Annotated in this window: 30 protein-coding genes; 2 read left to right on the forward strand and 28 right to left on the reverse strand. The window is 63.7% G+C overall.

Annotation, left to right across the window (positions count from 1 at the left end):
• Positions 1-82: 82 nt before the first annotated feature.
• The 10 genes from nuoN to G5C33_RS12470 all read right to left on the reverse strand — a co-directional run bounded on the left by nuoN (position 83) and on the right by G5C33_RS12470 (position 10911).
• Complete coding sequence (nuoN, locus tag G5C33_RS12425) at positions 83-1528, reverse strand: NADH-quinone oxidoreductase subunit NuoN (protein ID WP_165327505.1); 1446 nt, start codon at positions 1526-1528, stop codon at positions 83-85.
• Positions 1528-3066: an NADH-quinone oxidoreductase subunit M gene (locus tag G5C33_RS12430; RefSeq protein ID WP_165327506.1), complete on the reverse strand. Its 1539-nt coding sequence runs from the start codon at positions 3064-3066 to the stop codon at positions 1528-1530. Before G5C33_RS12430 ends, nuoN begins: the two co-directional genes overlap by 1 nt.
• Positions 3067-3078: 12 nt before the next feature.
• Positions 3079-5199: an NADH-quinone oxidoreductase subunit L gene (gene nuoL, locus G5C33_RS12435; RefSeq protein WP_165327507.1), complete on the reverse strand. Its 2121-nt coding sequence runs from the start codon at positions 5197-5199 to the stop codon at positions 3079-3081.
• Positions 5200-5206: 7 nt separating this feature from the next.
• Complete coding sequence (nuoK, locus tag G5C33_RS12440) at positions 5207-5512, reverse strand: NADH-quinone oxidoreductase subunit NuoK (RefSeq protein WP_165327508.1); 306 nt, start codon at positions 5510-5512, stop codon at positions 5207-5209.
• Positions 5513-5684: 172 nt separating this feature from the next.
• Positions 5685-6296, reverse strand: a complete 612-nt coding sequence (locus G5C33_RS12445) for an NADH-quinone oxidoreductase subunit J (RefSeq protein WP_165327509.1) — start codon at positions 6294-6296, stop codon at positions 5685-5687.
• A gap of 33 nt (positions 6297-6329) precedes the next feature.
• Positions 6330-6815: an NADH-quinone oxidoreductase subunit NuoI gene (gene nuoI, locus G5C33_RS12450; RefSeq protein ID WP_165327510.1), complete on the reverse strand. Its 486-nt coding sequence runs from the start codon at positions 6813-6815 to the stop codon at positions 6330-6332.
• Positions 6812-7099, reverse strand: a complete 288-nt coding sequence (locus G5C33_RS12455; protein WP_165327511.1) for a hypothetical protein — start codon at positions 7097-7099, stop codon at positions 6812-6814. Before G5C33_RS12455 ends, nuoI begins: the two co-directional genes overlap by 4 nt.
• Complete coding sequence (gene nuoH, locus G5C33_RS12460; protein ID WP_165327512.1) at positions 7099-8145, reverse strand: NADH-quinone oxidoreductase subunit NuoH; 1047 nt, start codon at positions 8143-8145, stop codon at positions 7099-7101. Before nuoH ends, G5C33_RS12455 begins: the two co-directional genes overlap by 1 nt.
• Positions 8142-10148, reverse strand: coding sequence for an NADH-quinone oxidoreductase subunit NuoG (gene nuoG / locus G5C33_RS12465; protein ID WP_165327513.1), 2007 nt, complete (start codon positions 10146-10148; stop codon positions 8142-8144). The genes nuoH and nuoG overlap by 4 nt, the downstream gene beginning before the upstream one ends.
• Before the next feature lie 196 nt (positions 10149-10344).
• The gene (locus G5C33_RS12470; protein WP_165327514.1) at positions 10345-10911 is read right to left on the reverse strand and encodes a hypothetical protein; all 567 of its coding nucleotides are present in this window, start codon (positions 10909-10911) and stop codon (positions 10345-10347) included.
• Between G5C33_RS12470 and G5C33_RS12475 the strand changes: the two genes are divergently transcribed.
• Positions 10894-11118 (forward strand): hypothetical protein, encoded by a 225-nt coding sequence (locus G5C33_RS12475; protein WP_165327515.1) that lies wholly within the window; start codon positions 10894-10896, stop codon positions 11116-11118. The genes G5C33_RS12470 and G5C33_RS12475 overlap by 18 nt on opposite strands.
• 20 nt (positions 11119-11138) lie before the next feature.
• Here G5C33_RS12475 and G5C33_RS12480 read toward each other — a convergent pair whose 3' ends face one another.
• The 14 genes from G5C33_RS12480 to G5C33_RS12545 form a co-directional block, all read right to left on the reverse strand.
• Positions 11139-11327, reverse strand: a complete 189-nt coding sequence (locus G5C33_RS12480) for a hypothetical protein (RefSeq protein ID WP_165327516.1) — start codon at positions 11325-11327, stop codon at positions 11139-11141.
• 349 nt (positions 11328-11676) lie between these two features.
• Complete coding sequence (gene nuoF / locus G5C33_RS12485) at positions 11677-12990, reverse strand: NADH-quinone oxidoreductase subunit NuoF (protein WP_165327517.1); 1314 nt, start codon at positions 12988-12990, stop codon at positions 11677-11679.
• Positions 12987-13157, reverse strand: coding sequence for a hypothetical protein (locus G5C33_RS12490; RefSeq protein WP_165327518.1), 171 nt, complete (start codon positions 13155-13157; stop codon positions 12987-12989). The genes nuoF and G5C33_RS12490 overlap by 4 nt, the downstream gene beginning before the upstream one ends.
• Positions 13154-13822 carry a complex I 24 kDa subunit family protein gene (locus G5C33_RS12495; protein WP_165327519.1) on the reverse strand — a complete coding sequence of 223 codons (669 nt, stop codon included), beginning with the start codon at positions 13820-13822 and terminating at the stop codon, positions 13154-13156. The genes G5C33_RS12490 and G5C33_RS12495 overlap by 4 nt, the downstream gene beginning before the upstream one ends.
• 174 nt (positions 13823-13996) lie before the next feature.
• Positions 13997-15229, reverse strand: a complete 1233-nt coding sequence (locus G5C33_RS12500; protein WP_165327520.1) for an NADH-quinone oxidoreductase subunit D — start codon at positions 15227-15229, stop codon at positions 13997-13999.
• Positions 15226-16074, reverse strand: a complete 849-nt coding sequence (locus G5C33_RS12505; protein WP_165327521.1) for an NADH-quinone oxidoreductase subunit C — start codon at positions 16072-16074, stop codon at positions 15226-15228. The genes G5C33_RS12500 and G5C33_RS12505 overlap by 4 nt, the downstream gene beginning before the upstream one ends.
• Complete coding sequence (locus G5C33_RS12510; RefSeq protein WP_165327522.1) at positions 16071-16610, reverse strand: hypothetical protein; 540 nt, start codon at positions 16608-16610, stop codon at positions 16071-16073. The genes G5C33_RS12505 and G5C33_RS12510 overlap by 4 nt, the downstream gene beginning before the upstream one ends.
• Positions 16610-17149: a NuoB/complex I 20 kDa subunit family protein gene (locus G5C33_RS12515; RefSeq protein ID WP_165327523.1), complete on the reverse strand. Its 540-nt coding sequence runs from the start codon at positions 17147-17149 to the stop codon at positions 16610-16612. Before G5C33_RS12515 ends, G5C33_RS12510 begins: the two co-directional genes overlap by 1 nt.
• A complete protein-coding gene (locus tag G5C33_RS12520) occupies positions 17140-17514 on the reverse strand; it encodes an NADH-quinone oxidoreductase subunit A (RefSeq protein ID WP_165327524.1) in 375 nt (124 codons plus the stop codon). Before G5C33_RS12520 ends, G5C33_RS12515 begins: the two co-directional genes overlap by 10 nt.
• Positions 17515-17642: 128 nt before the next feature.
• Positions 17643-18578 carry an SMP-30/gluconolactonase/LRE family protein gene (locus tag G5C33_RS12525; protein ID WP_165327525.1) on the reverse strand — a complete coding sequence of 312 codons (936 nt, stop codon included), beginning with the start codon at positions 18576-18578 and terminating at the stop codon, positions 17643-17645.
• The gene (locus G5C33_RS12530; RefSeq protein WP_165327526.1) at positions 18575-19390 is read right to left on the reverse strand and encodes an inositol monophosphatase family protein; all 816 of its coding nucleotides are present in this window, start codon (positions 19388-19390) and stop codon (positions 18575-18577) included. Before G5C33_RS12530 ends, G5C33_RS12525 begins: the two co-directional genes overlap by 4 nt.
• The gene (locus tag G5C33_RS12535) at positions 19390-19785 is read right to left on the reverse strand and encodes a hypothetical protein (RefSeq protein ID WP_165327527.1); all 396 of its coding nucleotides are present in this window, start codon (positions 19783-19785) and stop codon (positions 19390-19392) included. The genes G5C33_RS12530 and G5C33_RS12535 overlap by 1 nt, the downstream gene beginning before the upstream one ends.
• A complete protein-coding gene (gene efp / locus G5C33_RS12540) occupies positions 19785-20348 on the reverse strand; it encodes an elongation factor P (protein WP_165327528.1) in 564 nt (187 codons plus the stop codon). Before efp ends, G5C33_RS12535 begins: the two co-directional genes overlap by 1 nt.
• A 42-nt stretch (positions 20349-20390) precedes the next feature.
• Positions 20391-21065, reverse strand: coding sequence for a M23 family metallopeptidase (locus G5C33_RS12545; protein ID WP_228275294.1), 675 nt, complete (start codon positions 21063-21065; stop codon positions 20391-20393).
• 134 nt (positions 21066-21199) lie between these two features.
• Between G5C33_RS12545 and G5C33_RS12550 the strand changes: the two genes are divergently transcribed.
• Positions 21200-22279, forward strand: coding sequence for a potassium channel family protein (locus tag G5C33_RS12550; RefSeq protein WP_165327529.1), 1080 nt, complete (start codon positions 21200-21202; stop codon positions 22277-22279).
• On the opposite strand, the gene thiE is transcribed toward G5C33_RS12550, so the two are convergent.
• The 4 genes from thiE to G5C33_RS12570 all read right to left on the reverse strand — a co-directional run bounded on the left by thiE (position 22276) and on the right by G5C33_RS12570 (position 26470).
• The gene (thiE, locus tag G5C33_RS12555; RefSeq protein ID WP_206518556.1) at positions 22276-22983 is read right to left on the reverse strand and encodes a thiamine phosphate synthase; all 708 of its coding nucleotides are present in this window, start codon (positions 22981-22983) and stop codon (positions 22276-22278) included. The two genes, G5C33_RS12550 and thiE, sit on opposite strands and share 4 nt — an antisense overlap.
• Before the next feature lie 91 nt (positions 22984-23074).
• Entirely contained in the window at positions 23075-24139 is a 1065-nt protein-coding gene (locus G5C33_RS12560) for a hypothetical protein (RefSeq protein WP_165327530.1), read from the reverse strand.
• Between the two features lie 71 nt (positions 24140-24210).
• The gene (locus G5C33_RS12565; RefSeq protein WP_165327531.1) at positions 24211-25116 is read right to left on the reverse strand and encodes a fructose bisphosphate aldolase; all 906 of its coding nucleotides are present in this window, start codon (positions 25114-25116) and stop codon (positions 24211-24213) included.
• Positions 25117-25327: 211 nt separating this feature from the next.
• Positions 25328-26470, reverse strand: a complete 1143-nt coding sequence (locus tag G5C33_RS12570; protein WP_165327532.1) for a slipin family protein — start codon at positions 26468-26470, stop codon at positions 25328-25330.
• Positions 26471-26804: the final 334 nt, after the last annotated feature.

A 26804-nucleotide genomic window follows, 5' to 3' on the forward strand; every position in this document is an offset into this window, starting at 1 on the left:
AGTGCCGTTCTTTCTTCGCAACCGATGCGCAAGAGGAGGGCGGCGCTTCGACAGGCTCAGCGTAAACGGCCGCATGCAAGGTTCAGAACAGCGATTGCGCCGCGATGCTCGTCCAGCTTCCCAGCGGGGCGAGCAGGAACCAGCCCACCGGCGAGATGAACAGCGCCGCGACAGCCAGCAGCGCGCCTTCGATCGGCCCGGCACGACCCGCATAGGCGGGCGCCGCTTCGTCGAAATACATCACCTTGATGACGCGCAGATAATAATAGGCCGCGATCACCGAGCCGACGATGCCCGCAACCGCCAGCGGGAACAGTCCGGCATTCACGGCCGCGATGAACACTTCCAGCTTGGCGAAAAAGCCGAGCAGCGGCGGAATGCCCGCGAAGGAAAACATGAAGATCGCCATCGCCAGCGCCAGGCCCGGCCGGTTGCGCGACATGCCCGCCATGCTGCTGATCGTCTCGACCGGCTGGCCGCTCTCGTCGCGCATCTGCAGCACGATGATGAACGCGCCGAGCGTCATCACGATATAGACGGCGAGGTAGAAGAGCACGCTCGCCACGCCCGCCTGCGTTCCCGCGGCAAGGCCGATCAGCATGAAGCCGACATTGTTGATCGACGAATAGGCGAGCAGCCGCTTGATGTTGTTCTGCCCGATCGCGGCGATCGCACCGAAGAAGATCGAGGCGAGCGCGGCGAAGACGACGATCTGGCGCCAGTCCGAGACCGCGGGCGCCATCGCTTCCATCGCGACGCGCACCGCCATCGCCATCGCCGCGACCTTGGGCGCCGAGGCGAAGAAAGCCGTCACCGGCGTCGGCGCGCCTTCGTAAACGTCGGGCGTCCACATGTGGAACGGCACCGCCGACACCTTGAAGGCGAGCCCGGCAAATACGAACACCAGCCCGAAGAGCAGCCCCAGCGACTCTTCGCCCGCATAAGCATCGGCGATCCCGTCGAACAGCGTCGTGCCGCTGAAGCCGTACACCAGCGAGATGCCGTAGAGCAGGATGCCCGAGGCCAGCGCGCCGAGGACGAAATATTTGAGCCCCGCTTCGGCCGAGCGCGTGTCATGCCGCATGAAGCTCGCCAGCACATAGGCGGCAAGGCTCTGCAGTTCGAGCCCGACATAGAGGGTGATCAGGTCGCCCGCCGACACCATCATTCCCATGCCCGCGGCGGAGAAAAGCATCAGCACGGGATATTCCGGGCGCAGATCGTCGCCCGAGGTCTGCTCGAAGAATTTGGGAGCGATGATGATCGCCACCGCTGCCGCGCCGAAGATCAGCACCTTGGCGAAGGCCGCGAAGGCATCGGCGCGATAGAGGCCGTAAAACGCCTCGCCGCCCGCCGAAGCCGGCCCGAACAGCGCGATGCCCGCGCCGACCAGCGCCAGCACCGACACGAAGCTGACCGCGCGCGTCACGGCCTGTCCGCCCCAGGCGGCGATCAGCATCAGCAATATGCCCGACACAGCGAGCACCAGCTCGGGCAGCGCCATTGCGAGTTGGGTGGCGTAGCTCATCAGTGCGCCTCCCCGTGCGCGGCGTCTTCATGCGTTGCAGGGGCGGCCGGATGGCCTTCGGTCGGTTGCGAATCCCCGGCCGGTTTGGCGCGGTCGATCCGTTCGAGCAGTATTTGCGTATCCTGGCGCATCGGCGCGAGGAAGCTTTCGGGATAGACGCCCATCCACAGCACCACCGCTGCGATCGGCGCCAGCAGCCACAGCTCGCGCGCCGAAAGATCGGGCATCGCGGCGGCATCGGCATTCTTCTGCTCGCCGAACACGACGCGGCGATAGAGCCACAGCATGTATCCGGCGCCGAGAATGATACCGGTGGTGCACAGCAGCGTGATCGTCGTCGACACCTGATAGGCGCCCATCAGCGCCAGCAGTTCGCCGACGAAGTTGCTCGTCCCCGGCAGGCCGATCGCCGCCATCGTGAAGAGCAGGAACAGCACGGCATAGCGCGGCATATTGATCGCAAGCCCGCCATAACGGTCGATCTCGCGCGTATGCAGCCGGTCGTAGATCACACCGACGCACAGGAACAGCGCGCCCGAAACAAGGCCGTGGCCGAGCATCACCATCATCGCGCCCTGAATGCCCTCTGCGTTGAAGGCGAACAGGCCGACCGTGACGATCGCCATATGCGCGACCGACGAATAGGCGATCAGCTTCTTCATGTCGCTCTGCACCAGCGCGACGAGGCTGGTATAGATCACTGCCACCGCCGAGAGGCCGAAGACCAGCCAGACGAGCTGCGCCGAGGCTTCGGGAAACATCGGCAGCGAGAAGCGCAGGAAACCATAGCCGCCGAGCTTCAGCAGCACGCCCGCCAGGATCACCGACCCCGCCGTCGGCGCCTGAACGTGCGCGTCGGGAAGCCAGGTATGGACCGGCCACATCGGCATCTTCACCGCGAAGGACGCGAAGAAGGCGAGCCATAGCCATGTCTGGACATGCGCAGGGAAATCGGTCTGCATCAGCTCGGGGATCGACGTCGTGCCGGTCGACATGATCATGTAGATCATCGCGATCAGCATCAGCACCGATCCGAGCAGCGTGTAGAGAAAGAATTTGAACGACGCGTAGATGCGGTTCACGCCGCCCCAGACACCGATGATCAGGTACATCGGGATCAGGCCGGCCTCGAAGAAGATGTAGAAGAGGAACAGGTCCTGCGCTGCGAAGGTGCCGATCATCAGCACTTCGGTGAACAGGAACAGCGCCATATATTCCGACACGCGATCCGTAATCGCCTTCCAGCTCGCGCCGATGCAGATCGGCATCAGGAAGACGCTGAGCAGGATCAGCAGCAGCGCGAAACCATCAATGCCAAGCGCCCAGCCGAAGCGGCCGAAGATCGGCACGAATTCGACGAACTGCCACTGCGCGCCCCCGATGTCGAAGCTCGCCCAGAGGATCGCGCCAAGCACCAGATCGACCAGCGTGGCCGCCAGCGCGATCACCCGCGCGGTCGAAGCGCCGACGAACAGGCACGCCACCGCCGCTACGGCCGGAACCGCGAGCATCACCGAAAGGATGGGGAAGTTTTCCATGTGCCGGGCCCCTTACCGCGTAATGACCCAGGTGAGCGCGCCCGCGAGCCCGATCAGCATGATGAAGGCATAGGTATAAACATATCCCGATTGCAGCCTGCCCGCGATGCCGCTCCCGCGCTGGACCGCCCAGGCAAGGCCGTTGGGGCCGAGCCGGTCGATCGTGCCCTCGTCGCCCGCCTTCCAGAAGAGGCGACCCAACCACATCGCAGGCTTCACGAACACGACATTGTAGAGCTCGTCGAAATACCACTTCTTCAGCAGGAAGGTGTGGAGCACGCTGAAGGTCGACGCCATCGCCACCGGGAAACGCGGATTGGCGATATAAGCGTACCAGCCGATGAACAGCCCGATCAGCATCGCAATCGTCGCGGAGAGCTTCACCAACACCGGCACTTCGTGCATCGCATGCGCCAGATGCTCGTTGAAGAACAGGCTGCCGGCCCAGAAATTCCCTTCGGCCTCGATGAAGAAGCCGTGGAAGACCAGCCCCGCGAACACCGCGCCGAGCGACAGCAGTAGCAACGGGATCAGCATCACCCACGGGCTTTCGTGCGGGTGATAGCCGCCGGTGCCCTCGGGCATGTCTTCGTGCGACGGCGCGTGATGGTCGGGCGCATGGCCGGCATCTTCGGCCTTCGGATTGTCGACGACCTCATGGCCATGCGCATGCGCGTCGACCTGCCCCGGCGCCGCGTCATGGCCGTGATGATGCGCGTCGTGCACCGCATGCTGGACATGCTCCGAGCCCGCCCAGCGCGGCTTGCCGTGGAAGGTCAGGAAGACGACGCGCCACGAATAGAAGCTGGTAAGCAGCGCAACGATCACGCCGACCCAGAAGGCCGGCATCGCGCCCGCCGCATAGGCCGCTTCGATGATCGCGTCCTTCGAATGGAAACCGGCGAAGCCGAAATTGGCGAAGCCGAACAGGCTGCCCGGGATACCGACGCCGGTAATCGCGAGCGTGCCCGCCATCATCGTCCAGTAGGTGATCGGGATGCTTTTGCGCAGGCCGCCATAATAGCGCATGTCCTGCTCATGGTGCATCGCGTGGATCACCGAACCCGCGCCGAGGAACAGCAGCGCCTTGAAGAAGGCGTGGGTGAACAGGTGGAACATCGCCGCGCCGTACATGCCGACGCCCGCGGCGAAGAACATGTAGCCGAGCTGCGAACAGGTCGAATAGGCAATGACGCGCTTGATATCGGTCTGCACGAGCCCGACGGTGGCGGCGAAGAAACAGGTTGCGGCGCCGATCACGGTAACGAACGTCATCGCGGCTTCGCTGGTTTCGAACATCGGCGACAGGCGGCACACCATGAACACGCCCGCCGTCACCATCGTCGCGGCGTGGATCAGCGCGGAAACCGGCGTCGGACCTTCCATCGCGTCCGGCAGCCAGGTGTGGAGGCCGAGCTGCGCCGATTTGCCCATCGCACCGATGAACAGAAGGATGCACAGCAGCGTCATCGTATCCACGCGCCCGCCGAGGAAACCGATGGTCGAACCGGCCATGCCCGGCGCGGCTTCGAGGATTTCGGGAATTGAAATCGTCCCGAACACCAGGAAGGTGCCGAAAATCCCCATCATGAAGCCAAGGTCACCGACGCGATTGACGACGAACGCCTTGATCGCGGCGGCATTGGCGCTGGGCTTTTTGAACCAGAAACCGATCAGCAGATACGAGGCGAGACCCACGCCTTCCCAGCCGAAGAACATCTGTAGCAGGTTGTTGGCGGTCACCAGCATCAGCATCGCAAAGGTAAACAGCGAGAGATAGGCAAAGAAGCGCGGCTGATCCGGGTCCTCGCTCATATAGCCCCAGCTATAGAGGTGGACGAGCGCCGAAACGCTGGTGATCACCACCAGCATGACCGCCGTCAGCGCATCGACGCGCAGGCCCCAGCTCACATCCAGATCGCCCGACGCGATCCAGGTGAAGACCGGCGCGACGCTTTCGGTGCCGGTACCGCTCAGAAACGGAATGAAGATCGACCAGCTCAGCGCGCAGGCGATGAACAGCGCACCCGTCGTCACCAGCTTCGGAAACGCAATGCCGAACCCGCGATTGCTCAAGCCCGCGACAAGGAATGCCAGCAGCGGCAGCAGCAGAATGAAATGAATTGCTTGCACCGGACGTTTACCCCTTCATCCGGTTGACGTCGTCGACCGCGATCGATCCGCGGCTGCGGAAATAGATGACGAGAATGGCGAGGCCGATGGCGGCTTCGCCCGCCGCGACCGTCAGCACGAACATCGCGAAAACCTGCCCGACCAGATCGTTGAGCGCCGACGAGAAGGCGACGAGGTTCAGATTGACCGATAGCAGGATCAGCTCGATCGCCATCAGGATGACGATCAGGTTCTTCCGGTTGAGGAAGATGCCGAGCACGCCGATCGTGAACAGGATCGCCGATACGACCAGATAATGGGTGACGCCGATCATAGAGCTTCTCCATTCCTCCCCCGGAGGGGGAGGGGGACCATGCGGAGCATGGTGGAGGGGTAAGTGCGGCAGGCGGAAAGGCCGATAGCCGAGCGGTGCGCGCGGGGCAGATTACCCCTCCACCGCTTCGCGGTCCCCCTCCCCCTCCGGGGAAGGAATTTGGCAGTCGCCATCACAGCTCGACTCCCTTGCCCACCGGCGCATCGACCATCTTCACCGCGTCCTTCGACCGGCGGTTGATCTGCGCGCTGATATTCTGCGGTTTCACGCCGGGGCGGTGGCGATAGGTCAGCACGATCGCGCCGATCATCGCGACCAGCAAGATCAGGCCCGCCGCTTCGAATGCGAACAGATAGCGCGAATAGAGCAGCTGCCCGACCGCCTCGATATTCGGCACCGCGTCGTCGGTGGCGGCGATGCGGCGCCCCAGTTCGAGCCCGCCGACTTTCCACGCGCTCACCGCGATGATGATCTCCGCCGCCAGCGCGACCGCGAGCGCAAGCCCGACCGCGGCATAACGAACGACCCCCGCCCGCAATTCGGCGAAATCGATGTTGAGCATCATCACGACGAACAGGAAGAGCACCGCGACCGCGCCGACATAGACGATGACGAGCAGCATCGCGATGAACTCGGCCCCGGCGATCAGCATCAGCCCGGCGGCGTTGAAGAACGCCAGGATCAGCCACAGCACCGAATGGACCGGATTGCGCGAGAAAATCACCATCACCGCGGACGCGATGACGACGATGGCGAACAGATAGAAGGCGAGTGCCTGGATCACGGAATCGGATGGCCCCTGATAGATGCGGTGCGCTTAACGATACGGCGCGTCGGCGGCAAGGTTCGCCGCGATGGCGCTTTCCCACCGGTCGCCGTTCGCGAGCAGTTTTTCCTTGTGGTAGACGAGTTCCTCACGGGTTTCCGTGGCGAATTCGAAATTCGGGCCCTCGACGATCGCGTCCACCGGGCACGCTTCCTGGCACAGCCCGCAATAGATGCACTTCACCATGTCGATGTCGTAGCGAGTCGTGCGGCGGCTGCCGTCGTCGCGCGGTTCGGCCTCGATCGTGATCGCCAGCGCCGGGCAGATCGCCTCGCACAGCTTGCACGCGATGCAGCGCTCCTCGCCGTTCGGATAGCGGCGCAGCGCATGCTCGCCCCGGAACCGCGGCGAAATCGGGTTCTTCTCGTACGGATAGTTGATCGTCGCCTTGGGCTTGAAGAAGTAGCGCAAGGTCAGCGCATGCGCCTTGATGAACTCCCACAGCGTGAAGGAGCGAATGGTTTGCGCGAAACTCATGGAATAGAATCTTCCGTTTTCTCACATCGTTTTGGGGTACCGGCAATGACTTCATCACTTATACGCCGTATCCAAACAGTTTGATTAGAGCCGTCGTCGAGAACAAACTTCTCAATCAGCTCAATGCATCCTGTTACGGTATCGAAAACCACCGCCGGCATTTCGCCCGAGGCCGGTACAAACTGAAAGCGCCCGACTGTTGCCTCGCCATTCTCATCTGCAGCAACCTGCGCTCCAGCGACCGGCGAGAAAAGCAACATAAAGGCAACCGCCAAGAAGCGCATCACAGCCCCACCCGCATCAGCATCAGATAGCCCGACACGAGGAACACGAAGAACAGCGACAGCGGCAGGAAAATCTTCCAGCCCAGCCGCATCAGCTGGTCATAGCGATAGCGCGGGACGGTCGCCTTCACCCAGCTGAAGCAGAAGAAGAAGAACAGGATCTTGGCGAACAGCCAGATGATTCCCGGCACATAATAGAGCGGCGCCCAGTCGATCGGGGGCAGATAGCCGCCCCAGAACAACGTCGCGTTGAGCGTGCACATCAGGATGACGTTGGCATATTCGCCGAGCCAGTAGAGCGCGAAGGCCATCGACGAATATTCGGTCTGATAGCCCGCGACGAGCTCGCTCTCCGCCTCGGTCAGGTCGAACGGCGCGCGCTGCGTCTCGGCGAGGCTCGAGATGAAGAACACCACCGCCATCGGGAAAAGCAGCGGGTTCAGCGCATAGGCGTTGATGAAGCCGAGGATATGCCCCCTTTGCCCCTCGACGATGCCGCCGAGATTGAACGTCCCCGCCCACAGCACCATCGCGATCAGCACGAAGCCGATCGAGACTTCGTAGCTGACCATCTGCGCCGCGGCGCGGATCGCCGAGTAGAAGGGGTATTTCGAGTTGGACGCCCAGCCCGCGAGGATGATCCCGTAAACGCCGAGCGACGACGCCGCGAGCACGTAGAGCAGCCCGACATTGATGTCCGCCAGCGCCCATCCCGCCTGGAACGGCACCACCGCCCAGACGATCAGCGCCACCGTGAAAGTGATGATCGGCGCGAGCAGGAACAGCCCCTTGTTCGCGGCCGCCGGAATAATCGTTTCCTGAAGGAAGACCTTGAGCCCGTCAGCGAAGCTTTGCAGCAGCCCGAACGGCCCGACGACATTGGGCCCCTTGCGCAGCGCCATCGCCGCCCAGATCTTGCGATCGGCGTAGATGATCATCGCCACCGCCAGCATCAGCGGCAGCGCGATCAGCAAAATGTCGATGATCGTGGCGATGAACCAGGCCCAGCCATAGGGCAGGCCGAGATAGGTGAACCAGCTGGTCATTCCGCCGCCTCCGCGAATTCCTCGCCGTGGACGAGTTCGGCCGAGCAGCGCTGCATCGTCGGGCTGGCGCGGCAGATCGAGTTGGTGAGGTAGAAGTCGCGGATCGGATAGGCGATTTCGCCTTCCGCCTTGGTGTCGAGGCTCGGCGGCGCCCATTCGAAGCTCGCCAGACCTTCATTCGCCAGCGCGGGCGCGTCAGCGAACATCTGCGCGCGCAGCTCTCCATAGGTGTCGAACGGCAGCGTGTGGCCGAGCGCTTCGGACAGCGCGCGCAGGATCGTCCAGTCCTCGCGCGCATCGCCCGGCGGGAAGACGGCGCGATCGCCGCGCTGCACGCGCCCTTCGAGGTTCACATAAGTGCCCGGCTTTTCGGCATAGCTCGCGGCCGGCAGGATCACATCGGCGGCATGCGCGCCGGCATCGCCATGATGGCCGATATAGACCTTGTAGCTGTCCTGGAACGCCTTGAAGTCCACTTCGTCGGCGCCGAGGAAGAAGGTCAGCTTCGGCTTGGCCGCGACGATATCGGCGATCCCGCCCTTCTGCGCATAGCCGAGCATCAGCCCGCCCATCCGCGCCGCCGAGAAATGCAGCACGTTGAAGCCGTTCCAGCCCTCTTTCACGAGGCCGAGCGTCTTGACGAGACCCAGCGCCGCGCCATGCCCGTTCCTGAGCGCGGCGCCGCCGACGATCACCATCGGCTTTTCGGCGCCCTTGAACGCGTCCTTCACTGCCTTGGGCAGCTTGCCGAGCAGCGACAGGTCGTTGCCCAGCCACTCGACTTTGTAAGTGAGATCGACCTCGGGGCCGATCGCGAACACCTTGGCGCCGCGCTTGATGGCCTTGCGCACGCGGGTGTTCACCAGCGAGGCTTCCCAGCGCAGATTGGTGCCGACGAGCAGGATCACATCCGCTTCCTCGGTGCCCGCGATGGTGGTGTTGAAATTGACCGCCGCCAGATTGGTGACGTCGTAATCCATGCCGGTCTGCCGCCCTTCGAGCAGCGACGAGCCCATCGATTTCACCAGCGCCTTGGCCGCGAACATCGTTTCGCAGTCGACCATGTCCCCGGCGATGGCGGCAACGCTGTCGCCCGCCTTCTTCGCGGCCGAAACGATCGCGGCAAACGCGTCTTCCCAGTTCGCGGCGACCAGCTTGCCCTCGCGGCGGACATAGGGTTTGTCGAGGCGGCGGTGCGACAGGCCGTCGACCGCGTGGCGCGTCTTGTCATGCGCCCATTCCTCGTTGACGTCCTCGTTGATCCGCGGAAGCGCGCGCAGGATGCCCCTGCCCCGGCTGTCGAGGCGAATATTGGTGCCGACCGCGTCCATGACGTCGATCGCCATCGTCTTCTTGAGCTCCCAGGGCCGCGCCTCGAACGCATAGGGCTTCGAGGTCAGCGCGCCGACCGGGCAGAGATCGACGACATTGCCCGAAAGCTCGCTCTTGACGGCATGCTCCAGATAGCTGGTGATCTGCATGTCCTCGCCGCGCCAGATCGCGCCGATTTCCTCGCCGCCGGCGACTTCCTCGGTGAAGCGGACGCAGCGCGTGCAATGGATGCAGCGCGTCATCACGGTCTTCACGATCGGGCCCATATATTTTTCGGTGACCGCCCGCTTGTTCTCCTGATAGCGCGACCAGCCCTTGCCATAGGCCATCGTCTCGTCCTGGAGATCGCATTCGCCGCCCTGGTCGCAGATCGGACAATCGAGCGGATGGTTGATCAGCAGAAACTCGAGCACGCCCTCGCGCGCCTGCTTCACCATCGGGGTATCGGTGCGCACTTCCTGATTGTCGCCGGCCGGCAGCGCGCAGCTCGCCTGCGGCTTGGGCGGTCCGGGCTTAACCTCGACCAGGCACATGCGGCAATTGCCGGCGATGGACAGTCGTTCATGGTAACAGAAGCGCGGGATTTCCTTACCGGCGGCCTCGCAGGCCTGAAGCACCGTGGCGCCCTGGGGAACCTCTACTTCAATTCCGTCGACGGTAAGCTTGGGCATGCAACTCTCGTTCTGGTTGGGCCGCAGCCGGTGCCAGCCCTAGCCAGCTTTTGCCACGACACGCAGCGCGTCTCTGTCCGACCGAGCGCTCAAGTGCAACCCGTTGATGCCCTATAGGCCATATTTTCCTTTGGAGAAGCCGATTGCGACACGCGGTTTTCGGCACGCAGTCGCGCCGAAAACCGCGCCGCAACGATTATTCCGAGCGTTCGCGCCAGAGAAGCAGCGCTTCGGCCAGCGCACCGCGCTGGAACGCTTCGGGAATGCTGGCCGGTCGCGCGGGCAATCCGCACTCCGGCGTGGCGCGATAGGCCGCGTCGAGCGCTTCGCCCTCGGTCGCGGAACCGACTTCGGTATCCAGCACCTTGCGGACCAGGCCGGGCGAATAAACGGCGACGCACGCGGCGATTTTCGCCATCGTCACGCCTTCGGCGAGATTGCCGTGAAACGCCTCAGCGTCGTTCACGTTCACGCTGCTCGCCCGGTCCTCGAAGCTCTCGGCGGGCTGTTCGAGCAGCAGTTGCTCGGCGATCGCGCCACTGAGCATGATCGGCATGACACGCCCCGAAGGATCGCGCACACAGGCGCTGTAGCGCTGGCTCATGGCGCGAGTCAGGTCACGGAAACGCGGATCGTCGGTCAGCTCGCCGCCGATCAGATCGGCACTGCGATCGCCGCTGATGTTGACGACGCAGCTCGCCTCCTGAATCGAAGCCCGATAGGTGGACGCCGCGTTTTCAGGATTATGGACAAGACGCTCCATGTTGAAACGGTCGCTGAAATCATTCGAATCGCGGCCAGCGCCCGTCGGTCGGCCATCGGACTGCGCGAACGCCTGGCCCGAGGAAAGCAAAAGGCCGGTTGCGGCCAGTGCGAGGACAATATGCTTCATCTTCACCCCCTGGATGTGCGGCCGGAAGCGATTTCCGGCATCGCTAAATGGATCGTGCCGTTACGATCCGGTTACTGAAAAGGTGCTTGTCCGTTTCTTCATGACGGATTGGCGATACCCTCATCATTGTCGGCACGCGACCGATTGGCAAGCAGCGGTCCCAAACGGACCCACCGCGCGAGCGGCTGCGGCGTCACTGCGGCCATGTCCCCACTGAAGTGCGCGAGAGCCGAAACGGGCGAACGGGCAAATCCCGCGACTGCATCCGCCGGACTGGATTGCTTCATTGCAACCACCTCCTACCCGCTTGGAAACAGCGCATTTCGCAAGCGTGACGCAACCAACCTGAACGTCAGGTGAACTTCGGCCGTAATCATCATGGAAACAAAGCATAATCCTGCCGGATCGCCTTGCCGATTTCGCCGGTGGAAAAATGCGTCAATTACGTCGACGGAAAGCTTTGGGATTCGATGCTATTCTTGGAGCAGAATGACGGCGATCAGGACTGCGGCCGCAATCGCGACAAGAGGCAATGCGACAAGGCAACCGACACGATGCCACCGCCTGCCCCGATCATCCCTGGGCGGGATGAGGTCGCCCAGATAAGCGACCAGATCGAACAGAAGGTCTATCGCGTCACTCCGCAGCCGCCATCATCGCGCCGCCGCCATTCTTCTCGGCAATCCGACGTTCGAGCTCGGGTCGGAAATGGCGAATCAGGCCCTGGATCGGCCATGCGGCCGCGTCGCCCAGCGCGCAGATGGTGTGGCCTTCGACCTGCTTGGTCACCTGGAACAGCGTATCGATTTCGGAAATATCGGCCTCGCCGGTGCGCAGCCGTTCCATCACGCGCCACATCCAGCCGGTGCCTTCGCGGCAGGGCGTGCATTGGCCGCAGCTTTCATGCTTGTAGAAATAGCTGATGCGGCTGATCGCCTGAACAATGTCGGTCGACTTGTCCATCACGATGACGGCGGCAGTGCCGAGGCCCGATTTGAGCTCTTTCAGCCCGTCGAAATCCATCGGCGCATCCATGATCTCGGCCGCCGGGACGAGCGGCACCGAGGAGCCGCCCGGGATCACCGCGAGCAGATTGTCCCACCCGCCGCGAATGCCGCCGCAATGGCGCTCGATCAGTTCGCGGAACGGGATCGACATTGCCTCCTCGACCACGCACGGCTTGTTCACATGGCCGCTGATCTGGAAGAGCTTGGTGCCCTTGTTGTTCTCGCGCCCGAAGGAGGAGAACCACTCCGGCCCGCGCCGCAGGATCGTCGGCGCGACTGCAATCGATTCGACATTGTTGACCGTGGTCGGACAGCCATAGAGGCCCGCACCCGCCGGGAAGGGCGGCTTGAGGCGCGGCTGGCCCTTCTTGCCTTCAAGGCTTTCGAGCATCGCGGTCTCTTCGCCGCAGATATAGGCGCCCGCGCCGCGATGGCAGAAGACGTCGAAATCATAGCCCGAACCGCAGGCATTCTTGCCGATGAAACCCTTGTCATAGGATTCGGCGATCGCCGCGAACAGCGTCTCGGCCTCGCGGATATATTCGCCGCGAATATAGATGTACGCCGCCCGCGCGCGCATCGCGAAACCGGCGACCAGCGCGCCTTCGATCAGCTTGTGCGGATCGTGGCGGATGATCTCGCGGTCCTTGCACGAACCGGGCTCGGATTCGTCGGCGTTGATGACGAGGAAGCTCGGACGCTCGGGCGTCGGCTCCTTGGGCATGAAGCTCCACTTCACGCCGGTCGGGAACCCCGCCCCGCCGCGACCGCGCAGGCCCGAGGCCTTGATCCGATCGATGATCGTATCATTGCCGAGGTCAAGCAGCGCCTTGGTATTGTCCCAGTCGCCGCGCTTCATGGCGGCATCGATGTTCCACGGCTGATAGCCGTAGACATTGGTGAAGATGCGGTCCTTGTCGGCGAGAGGCGTGAAGTCGCTCATCGTTTCGACTTGTCCTTGAAGAATACGACGTAAATCAGAATGGCCAGCCCGATCAGGATCAGCGGGCCGAGCAGATGCAGCGTGGCCTTGAGCAGCCAGCCCAGCACGACAATCCCGCCGATGATGGCGAGGATGGTGACGATCAGGCTCTTGTTGTTGCCGCTCATGCCCATTCTCCGCGATAATCGTGGTTCTCGCTCACCATCTCGGTCAGCGTCGTCGGCCCGCCCGAAGGCTCGACCGTGTGGCGGCCCGGCTCTTGCGTGCCCGGCTTGGGGCTTTCGCCCTTTTCCAGCGCGTTCAGGATCGCGGTGGTCCGCTCGTAATCCAAATCCTCGAAATTATCGTCGTTGATCTGCACCATCGGCGCCGAGGCGCAATTGCCCATGCATTCGACTTCGGTGAGCGTCCACAGCCCGTCCTCGGTGGTATGGCCCTTGGCCATGCCCTTGTCCTTGCATGCGCGGAACACTTCGTCGCTGCCGCGCAGCCAGCACGGCGTGGTGCCGCACACCTGAACGTGATGCTTGCCGACGGGCGTCACGTTGAACATCGTGTAGAAGGTCGCGACTTCGAGCACGCGGATCACCGCGAGATCGAGTTCCTTCGCGACATATTCGATCACCGGAATCGGCAGCCAGCCCTGCGTGCCCGTTTCCATCCCCACCTGCCGCTGGGCGAGGTCGAGATAGGGAATGGTGCAGCTTTGCTGACGCCCCTCGGGATAGCGCGAACGGATTTCCTTCGCCTTGGCGGCATTCGCCTTGGTCCAGGCAAAGCCGCTCCAGCGCTCGCGGATTTCCGGGGTATCGGGGATGGTTTTAGCGGCCATCAGCTTCTCTTTTCGTATGAGCCGCCAGCCAACGATCATGGGCGGCAATTGCTATGGCGCCGACCATACAGGCGAGCGCCAACGCATAAGCGGCATTTTCATGCCCGCTCGAAACCAGCGACACAGTGACAACGATCGCGCTCGCCGCCGCGACAAGTTCACCAACCGCACGCCTCACCGGTCACACTCCCCGAACACGATATCCATCGCGCCCAATATGGCGGTGGTATCGGCCAGCATGTGCCCCTTGCCCATGAAATCGAACGCCTGGAGGTGGCTGAACGCAGTGGGGCGGATCTTGCAGCGGTACGGCTTGTTGGTGCCGTCGCTCACCATATAGATGCCGAATTCGCCCTTGGGGCTTTCGGTCGCGACATACACGTCGCCCGCGGGGACGTGATAGCCTTCGCTGTATAGCTTGAAGTGATGGATCAGCGCTTCCATCGAATGCTTCATTTCGCCGCGCTTGGGCGGGCCGACCTTGCGGTCGAGCGTCATGATGGGGCCTTCGGGCATTTCCGCGAGGCATTGTTTCATGATGCGGGCGGATTCATAGACTTCCTTCACGCGGACCATGAAGCGATCATAGCAATCGCCCTTGGTGCCGACGGGAATGTCGAATTCCATCCGATCATAGACGTCGTAGGGCTGGCTCTTGCGGATATCCCAGGGGATGCCCGCCGCGCGGATCATCGGCCCCGAAAAGCCCCAGCGCATCGCGTCTTCGCGGCTGACCACGGCGATATCGACATTGCGCTGTTTGAAGATGCGGTTTTCCGCGACCAGGCTGATCGCATCGCCGAACATCTGGGGCAGCCGCGTATCGAGCCAGTCGCCGATATCGGTGAGCAGCTTGAGCGGCGCATCCTGATGGACGCCGCCGACGCGGAAATAGTTGGAGTGCATCCGCGCGCCCGAAACGCGCTCGAAGAAGTTGAGGCAATCCTCGCGCAGCTCGAACATCCACAGGTTCGGCGTCATCGCGCCGACGTCCATCACGTGCGAACCGAGGTTCAGCATATGGTTCGAAATACGCGTCAGCTCGGCGAAGAACACACGCAGATATTGCGCACGGATCGGCACTTCGAGATCGAGCAGCTTTTCGACCGCGAGCACGAAGCTGTGCTCCTGGCACAGCGGCGAACAGTAATCGAGGCGGTCCATGTACGGGAGCGCCTGCGCATAGGTCTTGTACTCGATCAGCTTTTCGGTGCCGCGATGGAGCAGCCCGACATGCGGATCGACGCGTTCGACGATCTCGCCGTCCAGCTCCATCACGAGCCGCAGCACGCCGTGCGCGGCGGGATGCTGCGGGCCGAAATTGATCGTGTAATTGGCGATGGCGGTATCGCCGGTCGCCGGATCCTTGGCGGGCGTTTCCATCATCTGTTCGACGGTGTCAGTCATTCGTTCTGCCCCCCTTTCTTGGTGGGCATGACATCGGGGTCATCGGGCTTTTCCTCGGACTTGTTGCCCGGATGCGGCTGCCCCGCCCCGCTCTGTGCGGTGTTGTCGGTGGTCTTGGGCTCTTCGACCTTAGCCTCACCCTTCTTGTCGGCGGCGGCGTCGGCCTTCTTGATCTCGTCAGCCTTCACCGGCGAAGGCGCGCCCTTGGCTTCGGGCACCTTGCCCTCGGCCTTCTCGTCGCCGGGAAGGATATATTCGGCGCCTTCCCACGGGCTCATGAAATCGAAATTGCGGAAATCCTGCGCCAGCTGCACCGGCTCATAGACAACGCGCTTTGCTTCCTCGGAATAGCGCAGCTCGACATAGCCCGAGAGCGGGAAGTCCTTGCGCTGCGGATGGCCGACAAAGCCGTAATCGGTGAGGATGCGGCGCAGGTCCGGGTTGCCGTCGAACAGCACGCCATACATGTCGTACACTTCGCGCTCGAGCCAGCCGGCGACCGGCCAGATGCCGGTGACGCTCGGCACCGGCTTGACCTCATCGGTCTGCACGCGAACCTTGATACGATGATTCCGCGTGACGCTGAGCAGCATGTAAACGACTTCGAACCGCTCGGGACGCGACGGATAGTCGACGCCGGCGATCTCCATCAGCATCTGATATTCAAGGCCCGGCGTGGTGCGCAGCAGCTCCATCGCCTCGACAAGGCGTTCGCGGTCGAGCGTCAGATTGACTTCGCCCACGGCGTCCTCGCTGGCGAGCAGCATGCCGCCCAGCGCAGCCGAGGCAGCTTCAATCACACCGTCATTGGCGGCGAATTTGGGAGCGGGATGGCGCTGCGTCATTGCTCATGCACTCGAACGGAACCAAAAAAACGATCGACCAGCGCATGCTGATCGGCAACGGCCAGGCCGTCATCCTCGCCATAGCCGCCGATGATCATGATGGCACGCGAATGGCCGAATTCGATCACCTGGGTCTGTGCGACACTGCCATCGCGCTCCTCGCGATTGACGATGGTCCGGCGACCGTCGACGACGAGCGAACGAATCGTCGTGGCGCCCGGCACCTTCTGAAGCATATCTTCGAAAAGGTCGAACAAGGCCGGCCCGTCCTCGGGATAGCCTTCCGGCGCGAATATGCCGGCCACCATCAGGAAGCCGCCCTTCTTGCACACGACACGCGACTCGGGGACGAGCCTGAAACCCGGTGTCAGATCTGGAAACTGGCTGAACTGCGCGATCTCTTCGGACGAGCACGGCGTATCGACCGTGAACGCGCCGTCGGCGGCAGTGGCAGGCAACCACGCGTCCTGAGTCGCGTGCGCCGCCCCGCCAAGGGCCAGCGCAGCACATGCCGCCAGTGTCGCAACGCCGCGCATCAGCGTTCGATCGTCCCGATGCGGCGGATCTTCCGCTGAAGCTGCATCACGCCATAGAGCAATGCCTCGGCCGTCGGCGGGCAGCCGGGCACATAGATGTCGACCGGCACGATGCGATCGCATCCGCGCACGACGCTGTAGCTATAGTGGTAATAGCCGCCGCCATTGGCGCAGCTGCCCATCGAAATGACATATTTCGGTTCGGACATCTGATCGTAGACGCGGCGCAACGCCGGCGCCATCTTGTTGCACAGCGTACCGGCGACGATCATCACGTCCGACTGACGCGGGCTGGCGCGCGGCGCGGCGCCGAACCGCTCCATGTCATAACGCGGCATGTTGACGTGAATCATCTCGACCGCGCAGCAGGCGAGACCGAAGGTCATCCACCACAGCGAACCGGTGCGCGCCCACTGGAACAGCTCTTCGGTCGACGTGACCAGAAAGCCCTTGTCGCCCAGCTCGGCGTTGATGTCGTTGTAGAAGCCGGCATCCGGCGCAGTGCCCGGGGGCGGCGGCGTAGTAAGGTCTACTCCCATTCCAGCGCTCCCTTCTTCCACGCATAGACGAGACCGAGTGCAAGCTCGGCGATGAACACCATCATCGAGATCCAGGCCACCCAGCCCAGATCGAACACGCTGACCGCCCAGGGAAACAGGAAGGCCGCTTCGAGGTCGAACACGATGAACAGGATCGCGACCAGATAGAAGCGGACGTCGAACTGGTGGCGCGGATCCTCGAACGCGGGGAAACCGCATTCATATTCGGACAGCTTTTCAGGGCTGGGCTTATGCGCACCGGTCAAACGGCCCACCAGCATGGGCAGGAACACGAAAGCGGCGGAGAGCGCCAATGCCACGCCCAGAAAGAGCAGGATCGGCAGATATTGGCTGAGGTCGACCAAGGGGCCTTCTCGCGGTTGCGGAAACTTAGGGCGCTTCTAGGACCGTGCCTTCCGGGCCGCAAGGCCCGCAGGCCCTGAGAATCATTCGCAACAAAGCCTTTCCCTCCGGGCAGGTACGAGGCATATGCTCAATCGCCACTGACGGCGTCGACCGGCAACGCAAAGATCGTGGTCGGCTGCGGATCGTCCGCCGCGACGGGATCGTCGCCGGCAAAGCGGCTCCATTGCGAATCCCCGATGAACAGCAGTTCCTCTCCGCGCAACGCCAGTTGCGTCGGATCGCCGATCACGCCGCCATCCTCCACCTTTCCCGGATCGGCGAGCCGCCCCTCGGCATCGATCGCGAAGCTGATCAGCGCGCCGGGAACGGAGGCATTGAACACGCCGACATAACGATCGCCGACGCGAACCAGCCCGTCGATCCCGCGCAGCCGCCTTTCATCGGCCGTGGCCACCGCCCGCGCCTCGCCCGTCGCCAGATCGATTCGCATGATGCCGGCCCGATAATCGGCGTAGATCAGATGGCTGCCATCGGAATCGAGCGTACTGCCCTGCGCGCTGCCGCGCTCGCGCGGGCCGGTGAGTTGCTCCAGCGCGGTACAGTCCTTGCCGCAGCGATAGACCGCACCGTTGCCGCTATCGCTGACGAACACGGAGCCGCCGCCAGCCGAAACGTCGCCGGGATGAAACGCGCCCTGCACCGTCAGATGCCGCCGCACGTCGAAATTCGCATCGACCGCGATCAGCGCGGGATCGCCGCACGGACTGACCCGGGGTTTTTCCGGGCATTGCGCCGCGATCCACAACCAGTCGCGTTGCGCATCATAGGCGATGCCGAAAGGCGCGGCATAGGCATCGGGCAGGCGCCAGAAGCGAAGACTGCCATCTTCGCCGCGCAACCCGACCTCGCGATCGACGATTGACGAGAAATAGATGCCGCGCGGGCTTGCCGCGATCCCCTCGATCAGGCGGTGACCGGCGTCGATGGTGAAAACGGCCCGGGGCCCGGTCGACTGCGCCGGCGAGAGCAGCGCGACGACCAGCAGCCCGAGCCAGAGCTTCACCGAAGCGCCCCGGCGACCAGCTTGTGCAGCTTCGAATGGAGAACGTCGTTGGCCGCAAGGAACTGGCTGCGCTCCATCGCCCGGTCCTGCCCGCGATAGTCGGTGACGAAGCCCCCGGCTTCCTTGACGATCAGGATGCCCGCCGCGACATCCCAGGGCTGAAGATCGCTTTCCCAATAGCCGTCGAACCGGCCGGCAGCGACCCAGGCGAGATCGAGCGCGGCCGAACCGAGCCGGCGGATTCCCGCCACTTCGGGCGCGACCGCACCGAAAATGCGGTTCCATTCGGCGAAATTGCCGTGTCCCAGGAACGGAATGCCCGTCGCGATCAGCGCCTCGTCGAGATGGCGCCGCGCCGAAACGCGCAGGCGCTGGTCCTGCAACCACGCTCCCCTGCCCTTTTCGGCCCAGAAGCTCTCGTCGGTCAGCGGCTGATAGATATAGCCGTGCGTGACCTCGGGCTTGCCCTGCGCGCCGCGCGGATCCTCGACTGCGATCGAGATGCAGAAATGCGGGATGCCGTGGAGGAAGTTGGTGGTACCGTCGAGCGGATCGATGATCCAGCGCGGCTTGTCCGGGTCGCCTTCGATCTCACCCGATTCCTCGACCAGGAAACCCCAGTCGGGGCGCGCCTTGCGCAATTCCTCGACCAGCGTGTCCTCGGCGCGGCGATCGGCGGCGGAAACGAAGTCGGCTGGCCCCTTTTTGGAGACCTGAAGCTGCTGGACTTCATTGAAGTCGCGGCGCAACCGCGGCCCCGCCTTGCGGGCGGCGCGCTCCATAACGGTGACGAGGCCGGAATGCGATACCATCAGCGCGACTGCGATTCGGGGGCGGGAGCCGGCTGAGCCGCCTCGCCTTCCACGGGAACCTGGCACACTGCGGCGATCGCCTGCGCGCGCGCCTGGGTCGGGTCCAGCTCCTGCAGCTGCGGATTGCGCGCGATCACTTCGGTCGCGGCTTCGGAAATCTTCCCGACGGGCGCGACGAACATGCAGCGAAAGATCGCGTCCTTGACCGGCTGGGTGGCGGTATCCGAACGCAGCGTGGCAACGAGCAGCGACAGCGTCGCGCCGCCGTCCTCGATTTGCTGGGCGGTCGGCGCAGATGCGCCCTGCTCGGCACCAGCCGCATCCTGCGCGGCTGCCGGCATGGCGATGAATGTCGCGGTCAGCGCCGCGGCGGCTAGGGTTGCTCGAAAGGTCATCAGTCGGCCCGCTTCACATAAGTCTGTTCATATACATCGACGATCACGCGCGTGCCGCTTTCGATATGCGGCGGCACCATGATGCGCACGCCGTTGTCGAGTACAGCGGGCTTGTAGCTCGAAGAGGCGGTCTGCCCCTTCACCACGGCATCGGCTTCGACGATCGTCGCTTCGATCTGGTCGGGAAGCTGCACGCTGAGCGGCTCTTCCTCATACATTTCCATCAGCACATCCATGCCGTCCTGCAGGAACGCGGCGGCATCGCCGAGCAGGTCCTGCGGCAGCGTGATCTGCTCGTAGGTTTCCTTGTCCATGAAAGTCAGCATGTCGCCGTCGGCGAACAGGAACTGGAAATCCTTGGTGTCGAGCCGCACGCGCTCGACGGTCTCCGCCGAACGGAAGCGAACATTGTTCTTGCGTCCGTCGCGCAGATTCTTGAGCTCCACCTGCATATAGGCGCCGCCCTTGCCGGGCTGGGTGTGCTGAATCTTCACGGCGCGCCAGATGCCGCCTTCATATTCGATGATATTGCCGGGACGGATTTCCACGCCGCTGATCTTCATGGGATCGCCTATATTCTGGTTGGGAAAGAGCGAGCGCGGCCTTTAACCGCCGGACCGTCCCTCCGCAAGCAGCGGATAGGGGTTGATCGGTGTCCCTTGCCACCATCCCTCATCGGACTGCATCGCCGATACGGCGAAATGCAGGTGATGGTTGCCCGGCGCCGCATTGCCGGTGTCGCCGACATAGGCGATGGAGTCGCCCGCCTCGACGTGCATCCCCTCGGTGATGCCGGGCGCATATCCACCGAGATGAGCATAGTAGAAGCTCCATTTGCCATCGTCCGAACGCTGGTAGAGCGTGATTCCGCCTCCGCCTTCGCTCCTGTAGAGCTTCTCGATCGTGCCCGATGCGGCGGCGACCACCAGCGTCCCGCCCGGCGCCATGATGTCGATGCCGGTGTGCGTGCGCTCGCCCCCACCGCGCGGATCGCCCCAGCTATCGTACAGATCCGCGGCCGCCACGCCGCTGACCGGCATCATCAGCACCGGCGCGTCGCCAGTCGCCACCGGCGCGGAAGCCGCGGCCGGTGCGGGCTCGCCGGTCGGCTGCATGTCGGCCGAGGCGCCGGATGCGTCCTGCACCACGGCGACGGGCTGCGTCGGGCGCTCGGCCGCCACGCTCTGCGCCGGATGCACTTCGATCCGCACCAGCGCCGCCAGGCCGGCAAGCACCAGCAGCACCAGTGCCGCGAGCGACCGTCCGATCCGCCGGAACATGCGACCCAAAACGCCATCTCCTCTCATTCTTTCGCGGCAAGCATCGCCGCCATTTCGCAAGGACAACGATTCGAACGCTACGGGGTTTCCGCGCTGGACAGCCGCCCGTCCGGTCATCACAGTCGCGCACCATAATGCGACACCTCTGGTCCGGCGCGGAAAGCCTGCTCGGCTCGCCGATACGCAATCTGGTGACGATCCTGATCTTCGTGGTGTCGGTCACCGCGCTGTCGACGATCGCCTATATGGCCGCGGGCTGGAGCTTCACCGACGCCAGCTACATGGTGCTGCTCACCATCTACACCGTCGGCTATGGTGAAGTCCGCCCGGTCGACACGCAATATCTCCACATCGTCACCGTCGCGACGATGGTGCTCGGCTGCACCGGGATGATATTGCTGACCAGCGCGCTGGTGCAGTTCTTCACGGTCATTCAGCTACGCAGCATATTGGGAGCCACGCGGATGCAGGCGCGTATCGACAAGCTCAACCACCACGTCGTTATCTGCGGCTATGGCCGGATCGGTCAGATGCTGGCCAGCGACCTCGCCGAAGCCAAGGTGCCGCTGGTCGTGATAGAGCGCGAGGAAGCGCGCTTCCACGAGGCCGAAGAGGCAGGCCATCTCTGCCTGCACGGCGAGGCGACCGACGAGGACGTGCTGATCTCTGCCGGGGTCCGCCGCGCCCGCGCGCTCGCCACCGTATTGCCGAACGACGCCTCCAATGTCTTCATCAGCCTCAGCGCGCGCAGTCTCAATCCCGACGTCGAAATCATCGCGCGCGGCGAGGCGCCCACCACCGATCGCAAGCTGCGCCATGCAGGCGCCGACCATATCGTCTTCCCGACGCATATCGGCGCCGAGCGGATCGCGCGGATGATCCTGTTCCCGCGCGGCAAATGGACCAAGACCGACGACGGCGTGCAGGCCTCGCGCGCCGAGCTGGGCAAGATGGGGCTCGAACTCGAGCGTACCCACGTGCCCGAAAATGCCGAAGTCTGCGGCATGACCGTCGCAACGGTGGAGAAGATGGCCGAATCGGCGCTTTTCATCGTCCAGATCCGGCGCGGCGACGAGCATATTACGCGCCCGGCAAGCGATGATCGCATCGAAGCTGGTGACGAATTGCTGATCGTGATGCGCAATGCCTCACGCGCGGCGCGGACATTGTTTCAGCCGCACCAGCGCATCCGCTCGGGCCGCAACTGGTTTTAGGGCTGCGCCGCCAGCACCTCGGCAAAGGCCTGCACCGCCGCCGCCTCGTCGCCATTCCACACCGCGCCCGACACCGCCAGGAAATCCGCCCCGGCCGCCACCAGCGGCGCGGCATTGCCCGGCGTGATTCCGCCGATCGCGACGCACGGCAGTTCGAACAGCGCCGACCACCAGCTCAGAATGACCGGCTCGGGATGGTGGCGGACTTCCTTGGTCGTCGTCGGATAGAAGCTGCCGAATGCGACATAGTCAGCCCCCGCCTCGCCTGCTTCCATCGCAAGATGGCGGCTGTCGTGACAGGTCACGCCGATCTGCACCGAAGGGCCGAGCACCGCCCGCGCCTCGCGCGCATCGCCGTCCCCCTGCCCCAGATGCACGCCGTCGGCACCGAGCCTCTTGGCCAGACTCACATCATCGTTGACGATGAAGGCGACGTCATGTTCGGCGCAGATCGCCTGCAGCGGCTCGGCGAGCCTTGCGGCCTCATGCTGGTCGACGCCCTTGACGCGGAACTGGAACGCCGCGACCGGCCCCGCTTCCAGCGCGCGGCGCAGCCGATCGGAAAAATCGCCGCCGACATCGAGCGGCGAGATCAGATAGAGCTGGCACGGCTCGCGACTGTCGTCGCGCTGGAAACGCTCGGCAAAGCGCGCGTCGATCGGGCCGAGCGGATCATCGTCGGGCAGGGGCAAATCGTCGGACATCGTTTCTCTATCTGTGAACGCGGATCGGGATGATCACCGGCAAATCGGACGCCCCGGCGCCGACGTCAACCAGAGCCGTCGCGGCAGGCGATCATTCCTCGCCGGAAAAGATAGCATTCTGACGCAGAACGATCTGGTTCAGCTGCATCCGTGCCTCGTTCATCCTGGTCGAAAGCGGCTGCAGACGTTCCATCGAAAGCCCGTGGCTGCGGATATCCTCACCCGCCGCGCGCAGCATCGCGGCATAGGCCGCGGCAAGATCGAATACCTCCGCATCGAGAAGCTGCATCCGGCGGCGCCGTTCAAGGCTCTCCGCTTCGGCGCCGCGCGCGGATGCCAGGGTGGTTTTGACCGCTGCCATTTCAACGCCGAGCTTGCGCCGTCCTTCGGCGACGATCGCGTCGATTTCGTCGGCCATCCGCGCCAGGTCTTCATCAAAGGCGGGATCGTCGCCGCCGTTCAACAGCAGTCCGAGGCTTTCCAGCACGCGCACGCCCGAACCCAGCAGGACAACATTGAACCGCGCATATTCATAATCGGAAGACTGCGGATCGATCGCCGCCAGCTCGGCCTCGGCAAGCAGCCTGCGCGATTCGATCACCATTTTCGTCGTCCGCAGGAACGCTTCGATCGATTGCATCATCGCGGCACGATCATGCGCCGACACTGCCTCGGCAAAACGCTCGAACTGATCGAGCATGCCGCTCAGCTGCTCGTTGAGCGCCAGCATCTGCTCCACCAGCCGGGCCGGCTGGAACGGCTCGGCAAGATCCAGCCCCGGGAATTCCGGTGTGTCCAGCGCACGAAGCGCGGCATTGGACTGCGTGATCGCCGCGCGCGTACGTTCCAGGGTCGGCCGGAAACGCTTTGCCAGTCCCTCCACGTCCCCCGATTGCGAAGCGGCATTCCAGGCGGCCTGAAGCCCGGACACCTGAGACAGCGAGATCCGCGCCGCATCGTTGAAACGATTGATCCAGGCGCCGAAGGCATGCGCCTCCTCGCTGTCGAAACCACTGACATAAGCGGTTCCGCTACCGCCGGATGCAGCGGTCAGCGCCGCATTGCCATGCGCCTTGTCGCTGTCCTGCGCCAGGGAGGGCGTCGCCCCCGCCACCAGAATGGCGAAGGCAAGCGCCCCTTCCCGAAACACCCGCATATTATCCCCCCGAAATCTCGGGTCAGGATTGCGCGCTCAGCTTCCGCTTGTCGAGCGACAATGCCGCAAGATCAGGCGGCTACGGTCGTCTTTTCCACCGAAGCCGCATAGATTTCGTCGATCGCACCGCCCAGCGCTGCGTCGAATTCCGCGTCGCTCATCTGGGCGCGCAGATCCTGCAGCAGCGCACGGCTGAAGCTCGCGATCATGCCCTTGTTCTTCGCCAGCTCGGCGCAGGCCTCGGGGCGGCTATATCCGCCCGACAGCGCAACGACGCGCAGCACGCGGGGATGATCGACCAGCGGATCGAAGGTGCCGGCAACCGCCGGGATCGACAGCTTGAGCATCACCTTGTCGTCACCCGGCATCGCCGCGAGCTGCTTGGCGATTTCGGCGAGCAGGATCACGTCGGATTCGGCGCGGTCGGCGCTCTTGATGTTCACTTCGGGCTCGAGGATCGGCATCAGCCCGGCGGCAAGCACCTGCTGACCCACTTCGAACTGCTGCTTGACGATCGCTTCGATCCCGGCCTGGTTGGCAGCGTTGATCACCGAGCGTTCCTTGGTGCCGAACACGCCCAGCCCCTTGGCCCGCTTGAGCAGCGCATCGAGCTCGGGCATCGGCTTCATCATCTGAACGCCGTTTTCTTCGGCTTCGAGGCCCTTGTCGATCTTGATGAAGGGAACGACGCCCTTGTCCTTGAGCGCAGTCGGAGTCGGCTTGCCGCCGACCTGGCCGTCCATCGTCTTTTCGAACAGGATCGCGCCGATCACCTTGTCGCCGGTGAAGACGGGCGAGCTGATGATCCGGCTGCGCATCTTGTGGATGAGTGCGAACATTTCCTCGTCGCCCGAATATTCGCTTTCCTCGATGCCGTATCCGCGCAGCGCCTTGGGCGTCGAACCGCCGCTCTGATCGAGCGCCGCGATGAATCCCTTACCTTCGGCGATCTTGGCCGTCATTTCCGCGTCTTGCATCGATCTCACCCCTTTTCCGTTGATTTTCCACCGGTTCCGGCAGGCGCGGGCCGAACCGTCTTGAAGCTGTTTTTCTGTTAGCCGCGCATCGCCTTCGCTGCAATGCGGCAGAATAAGGCCACGCCCCTGCGATACCACGCGCCACCGACAGCGACCGTCCCGGTGCCGGATATGAAAAACGGGCGGGAAGCAGTTGCTTCCCGCCCGTCCATCATGCGCTCTTCAGGCTGACGAGCTGATCGAGCACGCCGCCGAGACCGGCGCCCGCCCCCGTGTGGAGGTCGATCCGCCCGATCTTCTCGGTCACGCGCTCGAGCGCCTCGAGCTCCTTCAGGCGAAGCAGCGTCGGATTGTCCTCCATCAGCTTCGCCGTGTTGAGCAGGCTGCGCGTCGCGGCCGTCTCTTCACGTCGGCGGATCAGGTTCGCCTGCGCGACCTTTTCCGCCTCGACGACCTTGTTGAGCAGCTCGCGCATGTCGCCCGGCAGGATCACGTCCTTGATCCCGAGTTGGGTGACCCGAACCCCGATCTCGCCAAGCTCCGCCCGGACATGCGCCACGATCTCGCCATCGACCGCTTCGCGATCGTTGAGCAGCTGATCGAGCGTCCGGCCGCCCACGGCCTCGCGGACCGCGAACTGGACGAGCTTGTAGACGTGCGCCTGGAAGTCCGGCACGCCGAGCGCCGCCTGCCGCGCATCCGCCACCTGGACGAACGCGGTCAGCGTGACGCGCAGCGAGACGCGATCCCGGGTCAGGATCTCCTGCGCCGACACTTCCACCGGCTGCGGACGCATATCGAACGTCCGCGCCGCGACCTTGCGGCCGAGCTGCCAGTAGCCGTACCGGCCCGGACCGACGCTCTCGACGAGTTCGCCGTCGAAGAAGACGAGCCCCGCCTCGGCCTGATCGACCAGGACGGCCGCGATCGGCGCCGGCACGGCGCCGCCCACGATCGTCGCCGTTTCGAACGCGGCAAGCTGACGCTTGTCGAGCTTCGGCTGCGCATCGACGTCGATCGTCTCGACGGTGACGTCCTCAAGCACGTTCCAGACATGCGCCGACATGCCCGGCCGCACGAGATACGCCGTGCGGCCATCGACCCGGACAATGCCGACTTCACCTTCGCCCGGCCGCACGCTCACGAAATTGCCTTCTGCGAGCTCCGGGTGCTGCTTTGCGACGATGTCGGCCCAGGGCGACTGAAACAGGCCCGTCGCCGGATAGACTTCGAGGCGGGCACGATTCAGCCAGTCCACGAAGCGGTGACGCCCCGGTCCAAGCACAGTGATGACGCGGCCATCCCGGATGAGGAGGCCGCGCTGGTTTTCAGCAATGACAACAGACTTGATCATCGCCGGCCCTCCTCTTTGCTCATGCCGCCGCGGCCGATTCCGCAGCGGGAGCGCGCGTTTATGTCGAGGAGGTAACAAATGCAACTATTATTTTGCTGCAGTGCAGCATAGATACAAATAGGCAAGTGGCATACGTATCGCCTGACGGAGACGGCATTCATATCGGCGATATCGACAAGAGAAAGGTCGGCCGGAGCTGCATTCCCCGATTGCGCGGCGGTCCGGCGATTCAGGCAGTACTTCCAGGCGATCTGACAAGACCGCGACCGGCGGACGCATCCACCTTCGGGAGTCTTGCCGCACGCCCGGCCGCGTGCTGCCGGTATCCTCGCCG

It is taken from the genome of Sphingosinithalassobacter tenebrarum, assembly GCF_011057975.1.
Lineage (GTDB): Bacteria > Pseudomonadota > Alphaproteobacteria > Sphingomonadales > Sphingomonadaceae > Sphingomonas > Sphingomonas tenebrarum.

Bases quoted from the DNA above. Each gene is read 5' to 3' on its own strand.
- G5C33_RS12500 (WP_165327520.1), bottom strand. From the start codon at position 15,229: ATGACTGACACCGTCGAACAGATGATGGAAACGCCCGCCAAGGATCCG.
- G5C33_RS12430 (WP_165327506.1), bottom strand. From the start codon at position 3,066: ATGGAAAACTTCCCCATCCTTTCGGTGATGCTCGCGGTTCCGGCCGTA.
- G5C33_RS12490 (WP_165327518.1), bottom strand. From the start codon at position 13,157: ATGAGCGGCAACAACAAGAGCCTGATCGTCACCATCCTCGCCATCATC.
- G5C33_RS12535 (WP_165327527.1), bottom strand. From the start codon at position 19,785: ATGACCTTTCGAGCAACCCTAGCCGCCGCGGCGCTGACCGCGACATTC.
- G5C33_RS12570 (WP_165327532.1), bottom strand. From the start codon at position 26,470: ATGATCAAGTCTGTTGTCATTGCTGAAAACCAGCGCGGCCTCCTCATC.
- thiE (WP_206518556.1), bottom strand. From the start codon at position 22,983: ATGTCCGACGATTTGCCCCTGCCCGACGATGATCCGCTCGGCCCGATC.
- nuoF (WP_165327517.1), bottom strand. From the start codon at position 12,990: ATGAGCGACTTCACGCCTCTCGCCGACAAGGACCGCATCTTCACCAAT.
- nuoN (WP_165327505.1), bottom strand. From the start codon at position 1,528: ATGAGCTACGCCACCCAACTCGCAATGGCGCTGCCCGAGCTGGTGCTC.
- G5C33_RS12475 (WP_165327515.1), top strand. From the start codon at position 10,894: ATGGACAAGACGCTCCATGTTGAAACGGTCGCTGAAATCATTCGAATC.
- G5C33_RS12455 (WP_165327511.1), bottom strand. From the start codon at position 7,099: ATGCGCTTCTTGGCGGTTGCCTTTATGTTGCTTTTCTCGCCGGTCGCT.
- G5C33_RS12545 (WP_228275294.1), bottom strand. From the start codon at position 21,065: ATGTTCCGGCGGATCGGACGGTCGCTCGCGGCACTGGTGCTGCTGGTG.
- G5C33_RS12510 (WP_165327522.1), bottom strand. From the start codon at position 16,610: ATGCGCGGCGTTGCGACACTGGCGGCATGTGCTGCGCTGGCCCTTGGC.
- G5C33_RS12560 (WP_165327530.1), bottom strand. From the start codon at position 24,139: ATGCGGGTGTTTCGGGAAGGGGCGCTTGCCTTCGCCATTCTGGTGGCG.
- G5C33_RS12470 (WP_165327514.1), bottom strand. From the start codon at position 10,911: ATGGAGCGTCTTGTCCATAATCCTGAAAACGCGGCGTCCACCTATCGG.
- G5C33_RS12480 (WP_165327516.1), bottom strand. From the start codon at position 11,327: ATGAAGCAATCCAGTCCGGCGGATGCAGTCGCGGGATTTGCCCGTTCG.
- nuoK (WP_165327508.1), bottom strand. From the start codon at position 5,512: ATGATCGGCGTCACCCATTATCTGGTCGTATCGGCGATCCTGTTCACG.
- efp (WP_165327528.1), bottom strand. From the start codon at position 20,348: ATGAAGATCAGCGGCGTGGAAATCCGTCCCGGCAATATCATCGAATAT.
- G5C33_RS12550 (WP_165327529.1), top strand. From the start codon at position 21,200: ATGCGACACCTCTGGTCCGGCGCGGAAAGCCTGCTCGGCTCGCCGATA.
- nuoG (WP_165327513.1), bottom strand. From the start codon at position 10,148: ATGCCCAAGCTTACCGTCGACGGAATTGAAGTAGAGGTTCCCCAGGGC.
- G5C33_RS12495 (WP_165327519.1), bottom strand. From the start codon at position 13,822: ATGGCCGCTAAAACCATCCCCGATACCCCGGAAATCCGCGAGCGCTGG.
- nuoI (WP_165327510.1), bottom strand. From the start codon at position 6,815: ATGAGTTTCGCGCAAACCATTCGCTCCTTCACGCTGTGGGAGTTCATC.
- G5C33_RS12515 (WP_165327523.1), bottom strand. From the start codon at position 17,149: ATGGGAGTAGACCTTACTACGCCGCCGCCCCCGGGCACTGCGCCGGAT.
- G5C33_RS12505 (WP_165327521.1), bottom strand. From the start codon at position 16,074: ATGACGCAGCGCCATCCCGCTCCCAAATTCGCCGCCAATGACGGTGTG.
- G5C33_RS12565 (WP_165327531.1), bottom strand. From the start codon at position 25,116: ATGCAAGACGCGGAAATGACGGCCAAGATCGCCGAAGGTAAGGGATTC.
- nuoH (WP_165327512.1), bottom strand. From the start codon at position 8,145: ATGACCAGCTGGTTCACCTATCTCGGCCTGCCCTATGGCTGGGCCTGG.
- G5C33_RS12530 (WP_165327526.1), bottom strand. From the start codon at position 19,390: ATGGTATCGCATTCCGGCCTCGTCACCGTTATGGAGCGCGCCGCCCGC.